This window comes from Allobosea sp. 05L423, from assembly GCF_056397745.1.
The window spans coordinates 67,655-83,677 of the sequence record NZ_JBFTOA010000005.1 but is presented as its reverse complement, the minus strand read 5'-3'; the positions used below and the strand labels follow the sequence as shown (position 1 = coordinate 83,677).

13 protein-coding genes are annotated in these 16,023 nt (G+C 66.6%); 6 read left to right on the top strand and 7 right to left on the bottom strand.

Going from position 1 to position 16,023, the window contains the following annotated elements; all coding sequences use genetic code 11:
• Positions 1-141: 141 nt before the first annotated feature.
• The 4 genes from acnA to AC1DNE_RS14620 all read left to right on the top strand — a co-directional run bounded on the left by acnA (position 142) and on the right by AC1DNE_RS14620 (position 5,513).
• Positions 142-2,859 carry an aconitate hydratase AcnA gene (gene acnA / locus AC1DNE_RS14635; RefSeq protein WP_476765401.1) on the top strand — a complete coding sequence of 906 codons (2,718 nt, stop codon included), beginning with the start codon at positions 142-144 and terminating at the stop codon, positions 2,857-2,859.
• Positions 2,856-4,217, top strand: coding sequence for a dihydroorotase (locus AC1DNE_RS14630; RefSeq protein ID WP_476765400.1), 1,362 nt, complete (start codon positions 2,856-2,858; stop codon positions 4,215-4,217). Before acnA ends, AC1DNE_RS14630 begins: the two co-directional genes overlap by 4 nt.
• Before the next feature lie 18 nt (positions 4,218-4,235).
• Positions 4,236-4,967 (top strand): isochorismatase family protein, encoded by a 732-nt coding sequence (locus tag AC1DNE_RS14625; protein ID WP_476765399.1) that lies wholly within the window; start codon positions 4,236-4,238, stop codon positions 4,965-4,967.
• 132 nt (positions 4,968-5,099) lie between these two features.
• Positions 5,100-5,513: a RidA family protein gene (locus AC1DNE_RS14620; RefSeq protein WP_476765398.1), complete on the top strand. Its 414-nt coding sequence runs from the start codon at positions 5,100-5,102 to the stop codon at positions 5,511-5,513.
• A gap of 289 nt (positions 5,514-5,802) precedes the next feature.
• Here the strand turns inward: AC1DNE_RS14620 and AC1DNE_RS14615 are convergent, their stop codons facing one another.
• The 6 genes from AC1DNE_RS14615 to AC1DNE_RS14590 form a co-directional block, all read right to left on the bottom strand.
• A complete protein-coding gene (locus tag AC1DNE_RS14615) occupies positions 5,803-6,534 on the bottom strand; it encodes a maleate cis-trans isomerase family protein (RefSeq protein ID WP_441469227.1) in 732 nt (243 codons plus the stop codon).
• A gap of 10 nt (positions 6,535-6,544) precedes the next feature.
• On the bottom strand, positions 6,545-7,726 hold the full coding sequence (locus AC1DNE_RS14610) for an FAD-dependent oxidoreductase (RefSeq protein ID WP_476765397.1): 1,182 nt from the start codon (positions 7,724-7,726) through the stop codon (positions 6,545-6,547).
• Between the two features lie 88 nt (positions 7,727-7,814).
• The gene (locus tag AC1DNE_RS14605; RefSeq protein WP_476765424.1) at positions 7,815-8,903 is read right to left on the bottom strand and encodes an ABC transporter ATP-binding protein; all 1,089 of its coding nucleotides are present in this window, start codon (positions 8,901-8,903) and stop codon (positions 7,815-7,817) included.
• An 8-nt stretch (positions 8,904-8,911) separates the two neighbouring features.
• Positions 8,912-9,757 (bottom strand): ABC transporter permease, encoded by an 846-nt coding sequence (locus AC1DNE_RS14600; RefSeq protein ID WP_441469225.1) that lies wholly within the window; start codon positions 9,755-9,757, stop codon positions 8,912-8,914.
• Positions 9,758-9,759: 2 nt separating this feature from the next.
• A complete protein-coding gene (locus AC1DNE_RS14595; protein WP_476765396.1) occupies positions 9,760-10,938 on the bottom strand; it encodes an ABC transporter permease in 1,179 nt (392 codons plus the stop codon).
• Between the two features lie 27 nt (positions 10,939-10,965).
• The gene (locus AC1DNE_RS14590; protein ID WP_476765395.1) at positions 10,966-12,003 is read right to left on the bottom strand and encodes an ABC transporter substrate-binding protein; all 1,038 of its coding nucleotides are present in this window, start codon (positions 12,001-12,003) and stop codon (positions 10,966-10,968) included.
• A gap of 173 nt (positions 12,004-12,176) precedes the next feature.
• Between AC1DNE_RS14590 and AC1DNE_RS14585 the strand changes: the two genes are divergently transcribed.
• Positions 12,177-13,727, top strand: a complete 1,551-nt coding sequence (locus tag AC1DNE_RS14585; RefSeq protein ID WP_476765394.1) for an aldehyde dehydrogenase — start codon at positions 12,177-12,179, stop codon at positions 13,725-13,727.
• A 26-nt stretch (positions 13,728-13,753) separates the two neighbouring features.
• On the opposite strand, the gene AC1DNE_RS14580 is transcribed toward AC1DNE_RS14585, so the two are convergent.
• Positions 13,754-14,563 carry a GntR family transcriptional regulator gene (locus AC1DNE_RS14580; protein ID WP_441469221.1) on the bottom strand — a complete coding sequence of 270 codons (810 nt, stop codon included), beginning with the start codon at positions 14,561-14,563 and terminating at the stop codon, positions 13,754-13,756.
• A gap of 145 nt (positions 14,564-14,708) precedes the next feature.
• Here AC1DNE_RS14580 and AC1DNE_RS14575 point away from each other — a divergent pair, with 145 nt between their 5' ends.
• On the top strand, positions 14,709-16,013 hold the full coding sequence (locus AC1DNE_RS14575) for an aspartate aminotransferase family protein (RefSeq protein ID WP_476765393.1): 1,305 nt from the start codon (positions 14,709-14,711) through the stop codon (positions 16,011-16,013).
• The last annotated feature ends 10 nt before the right edge of the window (positions 16,014-16,023 follow it).

Below are 16,023 nucleotides of genomic sequence, written 5' to 3'. Positions count from 1 at the left end.
GGGCGAAGGCGCCATTCAGCGTTTGACTTGAAATCGAGGGGAAGCTAAAAACGTCTTGCATAAGATACGTTTATAAAAGTGTTGACATTAAATGGCTCACTTTCACGGGGTGCGGGCCTGTTGGACGATGCGAGCGGCGAAATGCCCGACGTCATGACGACCGATGAGCCGCTGGCGGTCGATGCCGTGGCGGGCACTTACGTCTCCGTCGCCGCCGCCGCGGCGCGGGCCGGAGTGAGCCTTGCCGATCTGCCCTATGCCTGCCGGGTCTTCGTCGAGAACCTCGAACGCGGGCGGCTCTGCGATCCGAACATCGGCGCGGATGCCGTCGAGGCGATGCTGCATTGGCGCGAGAGCCACGGCGTCGGCGTGCCGCTCAGCGTCGGGCGAGTCATCTTGCCGGATTCCAGCGGGTTGCCGGTGCTGCTTGATCTCGCCTCGCTGCGTGATGCGGTGGCCGAGGCGGGCTGCGATCCGACGACCGTCGAGCCGCGCATTCCCGTGGACGTCATCGTCGATCATTCGTTGCAGGTGGATGTTTCGGGCACGCCTGACGCGATGGCGCGCAACATGGCGCGGGAGTTCGAGCGCAACGGCGAGCGCTACAGCTTCCTGAAATGGGCGCAGCAGGCTTTCCGCTCCGTACGGGTCTATCCGCCCGGCACCGGCATCATCCACCAGGTCAATCTGGAGCATATCGCCTCGGTCGTGACGCGCGTCGACACGCCGTTCGGTGAGGTTGCCTGCCCGGATTTCGTCATCGGCGGCGATTCCCACACGCCGATGGTCAACGGCATCGGCGTCCTCGGCTGGGGCGTCGGCGGCATCGAGGCGCAGGCCGCGATGCTCGGCCAGCCCTATGTCTTTCCAGTGCCGGAATTCGTCGGCGTGCGGCTTATCGGTACGCTGCCGCCGGGCGCGACCACGACCGACCTCGTCCTCACCGTCACCGAGAGGCTACGGCGCGAGCGGGTGGTCTCGACCGTGATCGAATATTTCGGCTCGGGTGCCGCGACCCTGTCGGTTCCATCCAGGGCGACGCTCGCCAATATGGCTCCGGAATACGGCGCGACGGCGGGCTTCTTTCCGATCGACGCGCAGACCATCGCCTATATCGCGCGGACGCGATCGCCGGAGCATGCCGCCTTCGTCGAAGCCTATGCGCGCGCCAACGCGATGTTCCGCGAGCCGGGTCTGCCCGATCCGCTTTGTTCCCGCGTCATCGAGATCGACCTTGCCGGGGTGAGACGCAGCGTGGCCGGCCCGCGCCGCCCGCAGGATCGGCTCGATCTCACCGCCGTCGCCAGGGATTTCGTCGGCCGGCTGCCGCAGCCGCTGGCGGAGGGCGGTTTTGCCACTGATCCCGAAACCGCCGTCCCGATTGCGACGCCCGACGGTCCGGCCACGCTGCGTCACGGGGCGCTGGCGATCGCCGCCATCACCGCCTGCACCAACACCTCGAACCCGGCTGTGATGATCGCCGCCGGGCTTCTGGCGCGCAACGCCATCGCGGCGGGGCTGACGGTGCCGGCCTGGGTCAAGACCTCGCTCGCGCCGGGTTCGCGCGTGGTGACGCGTTATCTCGAAGAACTCGGCCTGCTCGCATCGCTGGAAACGCTCGGCTTCGGCGTGGTCGGCTATGGCTGCACCACCTGCGGCGGGAAATCCGGGCCGCTGCTGCCGGTGATGGCGCAGGCGATCGACGCGGGCGGGCTGGTCGCGGCCGCCGCGCTTTCGGGAAACCGCAATTTCGAGGGCCGCATCCACCGGCAGATCCGGGCCAACTACATCATGTCGCCGCCGTTGGTGGTCGCCTTCGCGCTGGCCGGGCGGATCGACATCGACCTCGAAACCGAGCCGCTCAACGGACCGGATGCGCCGACGCCGATCCGCCTTGTCGATCTCTGGCCGGACGAGGCCGAGATCGCCGCGCTTGCCGCGCGGGCCGGCGACGCGCGCCTGTTCCGCGAGGTCTATGGTGACACGCCCTCCGATCTGCTCTGGAACGAACTCGCGGCGCCGACCGGCCTGCGCTTCCGTTGGAACCCGAAATCCAGCTATCTGGTCGAGCCGCCCTTCCTGGAGCTTGCCCGCGCGCGGGCGCGGGAGGGCGTCCCGGAACGCCTGAGCGGCGCGCGCGCACTCGGCGCCTACGGCGACTCGCTGACCACCGACCACATCTCGCCGAGCGGCGAGATTCCGATCGACAGTCCGGCAGGGCGCTATCTTATCGGGCTCGGCATCGAGCCGAAGGCGTTCAACACCTATGTCGGACGGCGCTGCAATCACGAGGTGATGGCACGCGCGACCTTCGCCAATCTGCGCATCAAGAACCAGATGGTGCCCGGCCGCGAGGGCGGCTGGACGCGCCTCCTGCCTGAAGGCGAGGTCGTTTCCGTGCACGAGGCCGCAACGGCTTACGCCAAGCGCGGCGTGCCGCTAATCGTGCTCGGCGGGAAGGATTACGGCATGGGGTCCAGCCGCGACTGGGCGGCCAAGGGCTCCGCCCTGCTCGGCGTGCGGGCCGTCATCGCCGAGAGCTATGAGCGCATTCACCGTTCCAACCTGATCGGCATGGGCGTGGTGCCGCTGCGCTTCGCCGAAGGGCAGGGGTGGCGCGAGCTCGGGCTCGACGGCACCGAGAGCTTCGATATCGAGGGACTGTCCGGCGCCATCGACGGCACGGCGCCCGCCAGCGTCACCGCGACCGGCGCCGCAGGTCCGATCCGCTTTGCGGTCACGGCTGACATTTCGACGTTGAGCGAACGCGCCTGCCTGCGCGCCGGCGGCGTCATGGCCGAGGTCCTCGCCTTCTTCATCCGGCGCGTCGTGCCGGCGAGCGTCACGGAGCATCCATGAGTTTCGATCTGCTGCTGGAGGGGGGCGAGATCGTCTTCCCGAATATGGGTGTGCGTACCGGCTCGGTCGCAGTCAAGGACGGGCGCATCGCCGCGCTGCTGGCGACCGGCGAAAAAGTGCAGGCGAAGGAAGTCGTCGACTGCCGCGGCAAATGGGTGATGCCGGGGCTGATCGACCCGCATACCCATATCGGCTTCGGCTCGAACGAGACGGATTTCGAGACGGAGTCACGCTCGGCCGCCATCGGCGGCGTCACGGGCATGATGACCTTCCATCGCTCCAACGATCTGCGCCAGTCGACCGGGCCATGGAAGGAGCGCGGCGAGAGCCAGTCGCTGATCGATTTCGGCTTCCATTTCGGCGTCACCAGCAAGCTGCATATCGACACGCTGCCGGAATGCGCCGAGCGCTTCGGCGTGACCTCGATCAAGGTCTATCTGATGTACAAGGGCGCTTCCGGCGCCGCGAAGGGTTTCACCGAGATCGATGACGGCCTCCTCTACCGGGCGTTGTTGCAGGGCGCGCGCATCAAGGGCGGCGTCGTCGGGGTGCATTGCGAGAATGTCGAGGTCATCCCGGTCTTCCGCGAGCCGCTGAAGGAAGCAGGCCGCAACGATTTGCCGGTCTGGGACGAGCAGAGCCCCGGCTTCCTCGAAGCCGAGAACGTCTTCCGCGTCATCTATTTCGGCGAGAAAGCCGAATGCCCGGTCAACATCGTGCACATGTCCAGCGCCGAGAGCCTGGAGATCGTGCGCCGGGCGAAGCGGCCCGGACGCGCCCCGATCCATGTCGAGACCTGCAGCCATTACCTCGCGCTGACCAGCCAGTCGCCGATAGGCTTCCTCGGCAAGGTCAACCCGCCGCTGCGCCCGGCCGCCGATGTCGAGGCGCTGTGGGAAGGGGTGCGCGACGGCACGATCTCGACCGTCGGCTCCGACCATGTGCCGCGCAAGCGCGAGACCAAGGGCCCGGATATCTGGAAGGCGTCGGCCGGCTTCCCCGGCATCGGCACGCTGCTGCCGGTGCTGATCCATGAGGGCGTGCACAAGCGCGGATTGCCGATCGAGCGCATCGCCGCCGTCACCAGCGCCAATGTCGCGAAGCTCTATTCGATCCCAAACAAGGGCAATATCGCAGTCGGAATGGATGCCGACCTCGTCGTCGTCGATCCCGATAGGGAGATCACCATCGACCCGGCGACGCAGGAATCCTTCTCCGACTACTCCCCCTATGAAGGCATGACCTTCAAGGGCGCGCCCGTCCGCACGATCCTGCGCGGCCGCACCATCGCCCGCGACGGCGCCGTCGACCGCCAAGCCCGCGCGACTCCCGCCGGCCGCTACCTGCACCGTTCCTGAGATTTGAGGCTGACGACCATGACCAAACGTATCTGGGACGATTTCCTGACCGAGCGCGACAAGCAAGTCTACGCTCAGGCCGGCTATGGCAAGCGCGGAGGCTTCGGCAAGCGCCCGGCGCTGTTCATCATCGACGTGCAGTACAATTTCTGCGGCGACAAGCCGGAGGAGATCCTGGAAGGGTTGAAGCAGTACCGCACCCATTGCGGTCCCGAGGCCTGGGCCGCGGTCGAGCATATCGTGCCGCTACTGGAGATGGCCCGCGAGAAGAACATCCCGGTCTTCTACACCGAGAGCGCCCGCCGGCCGGACATGATCGATTCCGGCGTGCAGGTCGGCAAGAACCATCGCGGCACCGAAAAGACCTCGACCGAGGGCACGCATGCGACGCAGACCGTCGCACCGCTGGCGCCGCGACCGCAGGATATCCGCATCGGCAAGCGCAAGCCGTCCTGCTTCTTTGGCACGATCTTCATGAGCCATCTGAACTTCTTCGATGTGGACACGCTGATCCTCACCGGCTGCACTACCTCCGGTTGCCTGCGCGCCACCGCGGTCGACGCCTATTCCTATAATTTCAAGGTGGTGATCCCGGAGGAGACGGCCTTCGACCGATTCCAGGCGAGCCACGCCATCAATCTCTTCGACCTCAACTGCAAATATGCCGACGTCATTCCGTCAGCCGAGGTGAAGGATTATCTCGGCGGTCTCGCCATACGCGACGATCTGCCCACCGGCGTGCAGGGCTGAGCCAACGGCCGGGGCGTCATTCCCGGCCGAAGCGCAGCGGCGAGCCGGGAATCTCTGGACGAGCACGCTCCAGAGCCCCATTCGGATTGAGATGCTCGGGGCAGGCCCGAGCATGACGCTTGAGAGAACCCCATGGCCGACCGCGAGATCATCGTCCCGGAATCGATGCGCGCCATCGTCGAGCGTGCCGGCTATGCGCCGGCCGTACGTGTCGGCGAGATCGTCTATGTGGTCGGGCAAGTCGGTCGCACGCCCGACCTTCAGGTGATCGAGGATCCGGCGGAGCAGTTCGCCGCCGCGTGGGAGAACGTCCGGATCGTCCTCGAGGCGGCCGGCTGCGGCTTCGCCGACATGGTCGACGTCACCACCTATCACGTGGGGATGGCCCGCCACATGGACGTGTTCCGGGAGGTCAAGAATCGCCTCGTCCCGCGCGAAGGCTATGCCTGGACCCGGATCGGCGTCTCCGAGCTCGCCCATCCCGGCCTGCTGGTCGAGATCAAATGCGTTGCGCACTGCCCCAAAGGCGGCTCCGGCTCGCGCTGAGAGATCGGCGCGGCGGATGCGGGAGGGGCGGCGGCAACTCAGCACAGCGGCGGACGGGCCAAGGGCCGCGCGGCCTCGAAGGAACGGCTCGCCCGCAGGACCACGGCTTCGGCATAGCGCGCCAACGAGCTGGAGCGCAACCGGCCGGCCGTCCGGCGGCAGCAAGCATTCCCTGCGGTTTTGCAGAGCCCGGCGAAGACGGAGACGGCTTCACGGGTCAGGGCTTCTATGGCGGGATCGGGTTCGTCACGCCGGCGCCGGCCGGCAGGGGCTGGGTAAAACGGCAGCCTCAGGCCGCGGCGAGCTGGGCGCAGGCGCGAGCAAAGGCCGGGCCGGGCGCGACGCTCGTCTTTTTCATCATCCACCAGGCGCAGCAGAGATTGGACGACAGCAGCGGCGGGCTCGAACGCTCCGGGCGCGCCGCCATCGCCGGTAGCGTGATCATGCCGGTGCCGCTCATGACGATGGCGTCGATGCCGGTGGTCTCGACCTGGCACAGGGCTGCCTCGACCTCTTCCGTGGTCAGCTCATAGGCGCGGAAGGTCTCGGAGACCTTGACCACCTGCGCGACGGTGAAGCTGGCGCCGGTCCAGTAACCGGCGGCCTCCTCGGTGAGCCAGGCCGGATAGGGCGAGAACAGGCAGATGCGCTTCGCGCCGATCGCCTTCAGCGCATGCCGGATCGCGCCGCTCGCGGTCTCGACCGGGCAGCCGGCCGAGGCCGAGAGGCGCGCCGCCAGCGCATCGTCCTCGCCGGCGCCTAGCCGGTAGCTCGGCCCGGTCAGTGCCACGGTGGCGGCGTCGAGCTTCAGGCTGCCAAAGCTCTTCAGCGCCGGCTCGTAGGAGGCGATGTAGGCGCGGTTGCGCTGGTCCAGCGTGGTATCGGGCATCACCGGCAGGCGCGTTGCGTAGAGCCGGGCGCCGGACGGGATCAGCCGGTTCATCTCCGGCTCGACTGTCGGATTGGCCGGCGGCACGAGCAGGCCGAGCGCGGGCCGGGTGGCGAGTTCGGCGAGATCCATGGTGGCCTCCTCAGGCGGCGGCGCTGGCGGGGCGCTCGAGCATGTCGAGCATGGCGGCCGTGGCGAGATAATCGGCTGCGCTGCTGCGCGAGCTCGCGAGTTCGCGGACCTTCTGCAACCAGCCCTCCCCGCCGGCGACGTTGCGGTCGGTGCGCGGGATCAGCATCTCCTCGGCGACGCGCTTGCGCTCATCGGCGGCGGCTGCGACCAGTGCGGGCCTGTTGTCGCGCAGGGCGCGGATCATGGCATGGGTCAAGGCCTGGGCATCATGGATGCCGCAATTCATGTTCATGCCACCGCGGGTGTTGGTGACGTGCGCGCTGTCACCGGCCAGGAAAGCGCGCCCGACCTGGTATTGCGATGCCACGCGCCGGCTCGCCCCGTAGACGTCGCGGCCGCCCACGGCGGGCGGCGTGGTCCAGCTCGGCAGCACCTCGCGCAACCGCTCGGCGAACCAGCCGTCCTGGAGCGCAGTCTCGTCCGTTACCTCTTCCGGTACGCGGATGATGATGCGCCAGCAATCCGGCATCTTGAGGAAGCTCAGCGACTTCGGGCCGTTGTGGAGATAGGTGATGGCGGCGATGCCCGGCAGTACGTTGTCGAGATCGTCCGGCGTCATGACCCGCAGGATCTTGTGGGGATAGACCATGCCGTCGAAGGCGAGGCCGAGCGCGTCGCGCACGGTGCTGCGGGCCCCGTCCGTCCCGATCAGGTAATCGGCCGCAATGGTGAGCTTCTCGCCGCCCCGGTCGGCAGTAACCGTGATGCCGTTCTCATCCTGTGTCAGGGTTTCGAAGCCGGTATCGAACAGTACCTGCGCGTTGTCGCGGGCGTCGATCCGCGCCAGCAGCAGCGGGGTCAGCCGGGCCTGTTCGAGATGCAGGCGGAAGGGGAAGCGGGTGCGGTCCGCCAGATCGGCGAGGACGAACTCGGCGAAGGGGCCTTCCGGCGTGCGGTATTGGATGCGCCGGACGATCTCGCCCTGACCCATCATCGGCTCCAGTACGCCGAGATCGTCGAGGATCTCCAGCGTCGCCGGGTGGAAAGTCGAAGCCTTCGAGGCCGTGTTGAGCCCCGCGCGCTTTTCCAGCACGACGACGTCGATTCCGGCGCGCGCCAGGATCAACGCAGCGACAAGCCCGACGGGGCCGGCGCCGGCGACGATCACTTGCGTTTTCAGGCTGGCAGTCATGGAGTCCTCCGCAGCGGCGTTCGGCGCCACGTAATTGTATTAAGTATGCTACTTAATATGTTTCGGCAAGGCCAAAACGTCGACGTGCTCAAGTCTCTTCGGGGCCGAGTGCGAGGCAGTTGGCCGCAGCCCAGCTAACCGCAATGCGCTCGCCCCGCTGCAGCGCGGGCAAGCCGTCGCGGAAGGTGACGCGGGCGGTGAAGCTATCCGAGCCGCCGAGCTTCAGCCGCAGGCGGGTGTGGTCGCCGAAATAGATCAGCTCTTCGATTTCGGCCTCGAAGCGGTTCTCGTCCGCTGCGGCCGGGCCGATCAGCACCTTCTCAGGCCGCAGCGCCAGAACGGCCGACGCGCCGACCGGGAGATCGGCGCCGGCGACTGCGCGGACCTGGCTGCCATCGGAGAGGCGCAGCAGACAGGAGCCCCCGTCGCGCGCGGCGATGGTGCCGTCGAGCTTGTTGTTCTCGCCGATGAAGGAGGCGACGAAGGCATTGGCGGGTTTCTCGTAAATCTCCGCCGGCGGGGCGAGCTGCTGGATGCGCCCGTGGTGGAACACGGCAACGCGGTTCGACATGGTCAGCGCCTCGCCCTGGTCGTGCGTGACGTAGACGACGGTGACGCCGAGCTGCTCGTGGATATGCTTGATCTCGATCTGCATATGCTCGCGCAACTGCTTGTCGAGGGCGCCGAGCGGCTCGTCCATCAGGACGAGCTTAGGGCGGAAGACCAGAGCGCGGGCCAGAGCGACGCGCTGCTGTTGGCCGCCCGAGAGCTGGGTCGGCCGCCGGTCGGCGAGATGGCCGAGCTTGACCATGTCGAGCGCGCCGCGCACGCGCTCCTCGCGCTCGGCTCGGCCGACGTTCTGCATTTCCATCGGGAATGAGAGGTTGGCGGCCACGCTCATATGCGGGAACAAGGCGTAGTTCTGGAAGACCACGCCGATGCCGCGCCGATGGGCCGGCACGTTGTTGAGTGGGCGTTTGTCGAAGGTGATAGTGCCGCCGGAAGGGTCCTCGAAGCCGGCCAGCATCATCAGCGTCGTGGTCTTGCCCGAGCCGGAAGGCCCCAGCAGCGTGACGAACTCGCCGCGCTCGACCGCGAAGTCGAGCGACTTCACGACTTGCGTCGCGCCGTCATAGCTCTTGGTGACCTTGTCGAAGACGATGATCGGGTCGCACATGCTCGCACTCATGGGGTAGGTCCGGAGGGAGAGGCCCCGCGGGCCTGGGCGCGCTTCCGGATGAATTCGTTCAGGGCCAGCAGCAGCACCGAGAACAGGATGAGCAGCACGGCGGCAGCCGCGATGGTCGGGCTCAGGAATTCGCGCAGGCCCGCATACATCTGGCGCGGCAGGGTGAACTGGCCGGGGCTGGCGATGAAGAGCGCGACGATGAGCTCGTCGAAGGAGGTGGCGAAAGCGAAGAGCGCTCCGGTCGCCACGCCCGGCGCGATCAGCGGCAGGACGACCCGTCGGAAACTCACCACCGGATTGGCGCCGAGGCTGGCGGCGGCCCGCAGCAGGTTCTGGTCGAAGGTCTGCAGCGAGGCGAGCACGGTCAGCAGCACGAAGGGCACCGACAGCACCGTATGCGCGAGGATGAGGCCTGTGAGCGTCGAGCCGAGGCCGACCAGCGAGAGCGCGAAATACATGGCGATGGCGGTGACAATGACGGGCGTGACCATCGGCAGCGACAGGATGGCGAGCAGGATCGCCTTGCCGGGGAAGCGGCCGAGGAAGAGGCCGAAGGCGGCGAGCGTGCCGAGCAGCGTCGCCAGCACCATGGTAGCGATCCCGACGACGAAGCTGTTCCAGGTCGCAGCGAGCCAGCGACTGGAGCTGAAGAAATCGGCGTACCAGCGCAGCGAATAGCCCGGCGTTGGCAGCACCAGCAATTCGCCCGAGGAGAGCGAGAGCGGGAAGACCACGACGATCGGCGCCACGAGGAAGAGCAGGATCAGGCTCGTAACGAAAGCGAGCGCGAGGCGTCCGGCGGAGGCTTTCTTGCGCAGGGCGGGGGCGGGTGCTCCGGCCATCGTCAGACCCTCACGCCGCCGGAGCGGAAGCCGGGCAAGACGAGGCGGGCGACGACGACGAATAAGCCGGTCATCGTCATCAGCAGCGTCGCCAGCGCGGCCGCCATGCCCCAATTCACCGAGGTGTTGGTGAAGAAGGCGATGAAGTAGCTGACCATCTGGTCGCCGGACCCGCCGACCAGGGCAGGCGTGATGTAGAAGCCGACCGAGAGCATGAAGACCATCAGCGAGCCGGCGGCGACGCCCGGCATGGTGAGCGGCAGGTAGATGCGCAGGAAGCGGCGCCAGCCCGGCGCGCCGAGCGAGGCGGCGGCGCGCATATAGTCGGGCTTGATGCCCTTCATCACGCCGTAGAGCGGCAGGATGGCGAAGGGCAGCAGCACATGCACCATGGCGAGATACACCGCGAAGCGGGTGAAGATCATCGCCAACGGCTGGTTGACGATGTCGAAGGCCATGAGCAGCGCGTTGATCGGCCCTTCCCGCTGGAGGATGATGAACCAGGCGGTGGTCCGGACCAGGATCGAGGTCCAGAACGGGATAAGGACGAGCATCATCCCGGCATTGGCCCAGCCCTGGGGCAGGATGGAGAGCGTATAGGCGACGGGGTAGGCTAGCAGCGCACAGATCAGCGTCACCACAAGGCTGATCTCGAAGGTTCGCCAGAACAGCGGCAGGAAGACTGCGTCCTCGGAGGGGGCGCGGATGACGCCCTGGTCAGTGGGGCGCAGGTCGAGCGAGCGCAGCAGATAGAGCGAGGTCCAGGGGCCGGTCGCGCGCTTGAACAGGCGCCAGAGGGCGGGGTCGCCCCAGCGCGGGTTGAGCGCCACCAGCGAGTCCTTGAACGGGTCGGCTAGGCGGGCCGAGGCCCGGCTGGCCTGCAGCAGCAGGCTGCGCAAGCCGGTTTCCTCGAAATTGAGCCGGGAGAGCACGGCCCCGGCCGCCTGATCCTGTTGCGCCAGGCGCAGCTCCTCGATCAGCGAACGGAAGGCTTCTTCCGGCGGCAACTCCTTGCCGTCCCAGGCTTTGAGCAGGGCGGCGGTGCGGGGCAGGGCGGTCGAGAATTCTGAATCCTCGACCGCCCGGTAGAGCGTCGCGCCAAGCGGCACGAGGAAGCTCAGCGTGACCAGGAGCAGGAGGGGCGCGATCAGCGCCGCCGCCACCAGGTTCCGTCGTGACATGCCGAGCCCTCGCGCCGGATGGGAGGCTTACTTCGCCAACCAGGCGTTGAAGCGGGCTTCGAGATCCTCGCCGTGTTCAACCCAGAAGTCTGTGTTGATGAAGAGGCCTTCCTTGGCGTGGTTGGCGACCATGCCTGGGTTCTTCTTGATGATCTCGGGATTGTTGGCGACGGAGGCGTTGGCCGGCGAGACGGCCCAGTCCTGCGCCAAGCTCGTCAGCGGCTTCTCGTCGGTCATGTAGTTGATGAGCTTCATGCCATCGGCCTTGTTCGGCGAGTTGCGAACCACGGCCCAGTAGTCGAACGAGAACAGGAGGGTGTTCCACTGCACGGGGTACTTGGCGCCGCCTTCATTGGCGCGGATCGTGCGGCCGACATAGCCGACCGCATAGGCGGCCTCGCCGGAGCCGACGAGTTGCAGCGGCTGCGTGCCCGACTTCCACCAGACGACATGGGGCTTGAGCTGGTCGAGCTTGGCGAAAGCTCGCTTCTGCCCCTCCGGCGTCGCCAGGACCTTGTAGACTTCGGCGGGCGGCACGCCGTCGGCGAGCAGCGCGACCTCGAGCGTCATCTTCGCGCCCGAGCGCAGCGAACGCTTCCCCGGGAACTTCTGCACGTCCCAGAGCTCGGCATAGTTCGCCGGGCCGGTCGGGGTGCGGGCCTGGTCGTAGAACAGGCTGACGCCCCAGCCGACGGCGCCGGCGCCGCAGGCGGTGGTGCCGCCGGGGATGAACTTCTTCTGGTCGATGACGCTCCAGTCGAGCTTCTCGAACACGCCATCCTCGCAGCCGCGAGCGAGCTCCGGAGCTTCGATCATGATCACGTCGTAGGTGATGTCGTTCGACTTCACCATCGAATAGATCTTGGCCATCTCGCCGTTATAGACGTCGTCGGCGACCTTCACGCCCTTCTCGGCGGCATAACCCTGGAAAAGATGCTTGCGGGCATTGTCCTGGAAGCCGCCGCCGAAGCCGACGACCATCAGGTCGCGTGCCGCGACCGGAGCTGCTGCCGTCATCAGGGCGAGCGCGAGAAATCCCAAGCGGGCATACTTTGCGGTGTTCATACTGGTCCCCTCGTTTTTGCGGATACCCAACGGGTCGCTCCGATCTCGTTGACAGTTTGCGCTGCCGCAAAGAAGGGCCCGTCCCCCTGTGATAAGCGTATTGGTATTTTTGATATGATGATGATACATATCTGTCAACGGCACCCCGCCGCCGTGATCTCCAGGGACCTCCGATGACAGCCGCCATGCTTTCGCTCGATCCGATCTCGCCCGCGATCCGCCCGACCAAGCAGGATGCGGACCAGCGCTATCGCTACCAGCATTATATCGACGGCACCTTCGTCGATCCGGTGGGTGGAACCTGGCTGGAGACCTCCGATCCTGTGACGGGCGAGGATTGGGCCTGGGTGCCGCGCGGCAATGGAGCTGATGTCGAATCCGCGGTGCAGGCCGCGCATCGCGCCTTCTCGGAAGGAGCCTGGCCGGCCCTCTCGGCCTCGGGTCGCGGCGCGCTGATGCGCAAGCTCGGCGACCTCATCACCGAGAACGCAGAATGGCTGGCGCGGGTCGAGATGCGCGACAACGGCAAGCTTCTGGCCGAGCTGTCGATGCAGATGCGCTACATGGCCAACTATTATTACTACTATGGCGGGCTGGCCGATAAGATCGAGGGCACGGTGATCCCGACTGACAAGCCCGGCGTGTTCAACTACACCAAGCCGGAGCCGATCGGCGTCGTCGCCTGCATCATGCCATGGAATTCGCCGCTGCCGCTGACGAGCTTGAAGCTCGCCCCGGCGCTCGCCGCGGGCTGCACCGTGGTGCTGAAGCCGTCCGAATTCACCTCGGCCTCGCTGCTCGAATTTGCCAAGCTGGTCGAAGCGGCCGGTTTCCCGAAGGGCGTCGTCAACGTCATCACCGGCTATGGCGCGGAGGTCGGCGACGCGCTGATCAGCCACCGCCTCGTCGAGCGCATCGCTTTCACCGGCGGGCCGGAGGCCGGGCGCATGATCAACGAGAAGGCCGCCCGCCACATGAAGCGGGTGACGCTGGAGCTTGGCGGCAAGTCGCCGAATATCATCTTCGACGACGCCGATCTCGACCAGGCTGTGAAGGGCGCCGTCGCCGGCATCTTCGCGGCATCGGGCCAGACCTGCGTCGCCGGCTCGCGCCTGCTGGTGCAGGACACGATCCATGATGCCTTCGTCGAGCGGCTGAAGGCTTTCATCGCCGATGTGAAGTTCGGCCATCCTTCCGATCCGGGCACCCAGATCGCGCCGATCTCGACCAGGCCGCAGCTCGAGAAGATCAAGTCCTATGTCGAGATCGCCAAGTCCGAGGGCGCCCGCCTCGTCGCGGGCGGCGAGCCGGCTTCGGTCCCAGGCTATCCGAAGGGGCTGTTCTACAAGCCGACCATCTTCGTCGACGTGAAGAACGAGATGCGTATCGCGCAGGAAGAGGTCTTCGGGCCTGTTCTTTCGGTGATCCGTTTCACCGACGAGGACGATGCGGTCCGCATCGCCAATGACACACAGTTCGGCCTCGCCGCCGGCATCTGGACGCAGTCGATGCGCCGGGCGCTCACCATGGCGAACCGCGTCCGCGCCGGAACCGTCTGGGTCAACAACTACCGCTCGACCAGCACGACCTCGCCGTTCGGCGGTTTCAAGATGAGCGGCGTCGGCCGCGAGGGCGGCATCGCCGGCATCCGGGAATACATGGAGACCAAGAGCGTCTGGATCTCGACGGCGACGGACATCCCGAACCCGTTCATCCGCCGTTGAGACGGTCGAAAACCGATGGCTGCGCCTCAGGCGGCGCCGCTATCGGTGATCATCGCCTTCCACGGCGTGCCTAGATTCTGGCCGTCGATCGAGTACTGGACGCGGTATTCGTAGCGGTCGGGCCGGTAGAGCGCCTGAAGCAACTCGATCAGGCGCCCGTCCTCGTCGCGGACCTGGCGGGTCATCGCCACCAGGGGCGTGCCGATCGCGATCTCGAGATGCGGCGACACGTCGGAATCGGCGAGCACGGCCGTGATCTTCTCCTCGAAACGGGCGAGCTTGACGCCGGCCGCTGCGAGCGTGGCGGAGACCGGCAGCGAGGAGATCGCCGTGCGCGGCACCAGCGGGGCGAGATCTGCAGGGAGATAGCAGAGGGTATGCGAGATCGGCGAGCGCTCGTCGCCGCGCACCCGCTCGATCCGCAGCAGCTCGGTGCCCTCGACGATGCCGAAGGTCTGGGCGAGCAAGGGCGAGGGCCGGACGAACTCATAGGAGAGCAAGGCGATCTTCGTCTTACGGGCCAGCGAGATCTGGTTGTTGAGCAGCTGGCTCGCGGGCTCGCCCGTCTCGTTGGCGGGCGTCAGCGGAAAGGTGCCGCGCCCGCGCTGGCGCAGGACGCGCCCTTCGCGCTCCAGTCTTTCCATTGCCTTGCGGATCGTCACCCGCGACACGCTGAAGGTCTCGGCGAGGTCGTCCTCGCTCGGGATCGGGGCGCCGGCCGGATATGAGCCGTCCATGATCTTCTGAAGCAGCATGACGTAGACGCGGTGATAGAGCGGGATGACGTCTCGCTCCGACGCGGGCCGCTCCGCCGTACCCGTCTGCGGTCTTGCCATGAGTTGCCCTTCCCGGTTCATCCGCGGAATCGCTAGCATGTATGGTCTGGAATACCAATCAGGCCCCGGCTCGCGATAATATATTGTATTATATTTATATCATTGATACCTATCAAACGACTCCGGTACCGATGAGAGACGGGTGATGAGAGATAGCCTTGAGGCCGCAGACCGCCAGCGTTTTGCTGGCTCCTACGCGCATCGCGAGAAGGCGCTGTCGCATCTCGCATTCGGCGTCTCGTCCACGCCGCGCGCAACGCAGCATCCCGTGGCGATCGCGATCGAGCGCGGCGAGGGCGCCCATGTCGTGGACGTCGACGGCAATCGCTTCATCGACTACGCCCTCGGCTATGGCCCACTGATCCTGGGGCATACGCCCGCTTCCGTCCTCGCAGCCGTTCAAAATGAGCTGAACAGCGGCTTGCGCACCGCGAGCGTCCATCGCGGTGAGGCACGACTGGCAGAGTTGATCGCCGCTTGCGTTCCCTCGGCCGAGCAGACGAGCTTCGTCAGCACCGGAACAGAGGCGATCCAGCTCGCATTGCGTGTAGCACGCGCCGCGACCGGCCGGGTTAAGGTCATCAAGTTCCGCGCGAATTATCACGGCTGGTTCGACAGCCTCCACATCGGCAGCGCCATTGGGCAGGATGGCCCATCGGCGCTGGGACAGGATCCGCAGGCGGCCGGAACGGTGACGCTGGCCGATTGGGGCGATGCGGGCGGGCTCGAGGCCTTGCTCGACGCCAGCTACGCGGCCGTGATCGTCGAGCCGGCCGCGATCAACGGCGGCTGCTTCGAGCCGCCTGCCGGCTTCCTGGAGCGGCTGCGGGCCGCGACGAAGCGCTGCGGCGCGCTGCTCATCTTCGACGAGGTGATTACCGGCCTTCGTCTCGGTCTCGGTGGCGCGCAGGAGCGCTACGGCGTGACGCCCGATCTCAGCGTCCTCGGCAAGGCGCTGGGCGCCGGCCTGCCCATCAGCGCGGTCTCAGGTAGCCGTGCAGCAATGGATGTTCTCTCCAGCGGGCGCCTGATGCATCGAGGCACCTTCAACGGCAATCCGCTCTCCGTGGCGGCGGCCATTGCCTGTCTTGAGGAACTGCGTGATGGGCGCAGCGAGATCTATCCTCGGATGGACGCGTTTGCCGGCCGGCTGTGCCGCTTCCTGAATGATCGGGCCGCCTTGAGGGGTGTTCCGGTCCGCGCTCGGCAGGCAGGAGCTGCCTTGCAGATTTTCGCCGCCGAGGCGGCAATCGAGACGTTGCGTGACACGGCGCAGGTCGACAAGGAGAAAACGCTCTCGTTCACCGGCGCTCTCCTCAGGGAAGGGGTGCTGACCTTGCCGCGTGGTCTCTGCTACCTCTCCGCCGCGCACAGCCTAGCCGATATCGAGGCAACCGAAGCGGCGATCGCCGCGGCGGTGGACGCCGTGGCGCATGCGAAGGCCGGGTGATCGAGGCGGC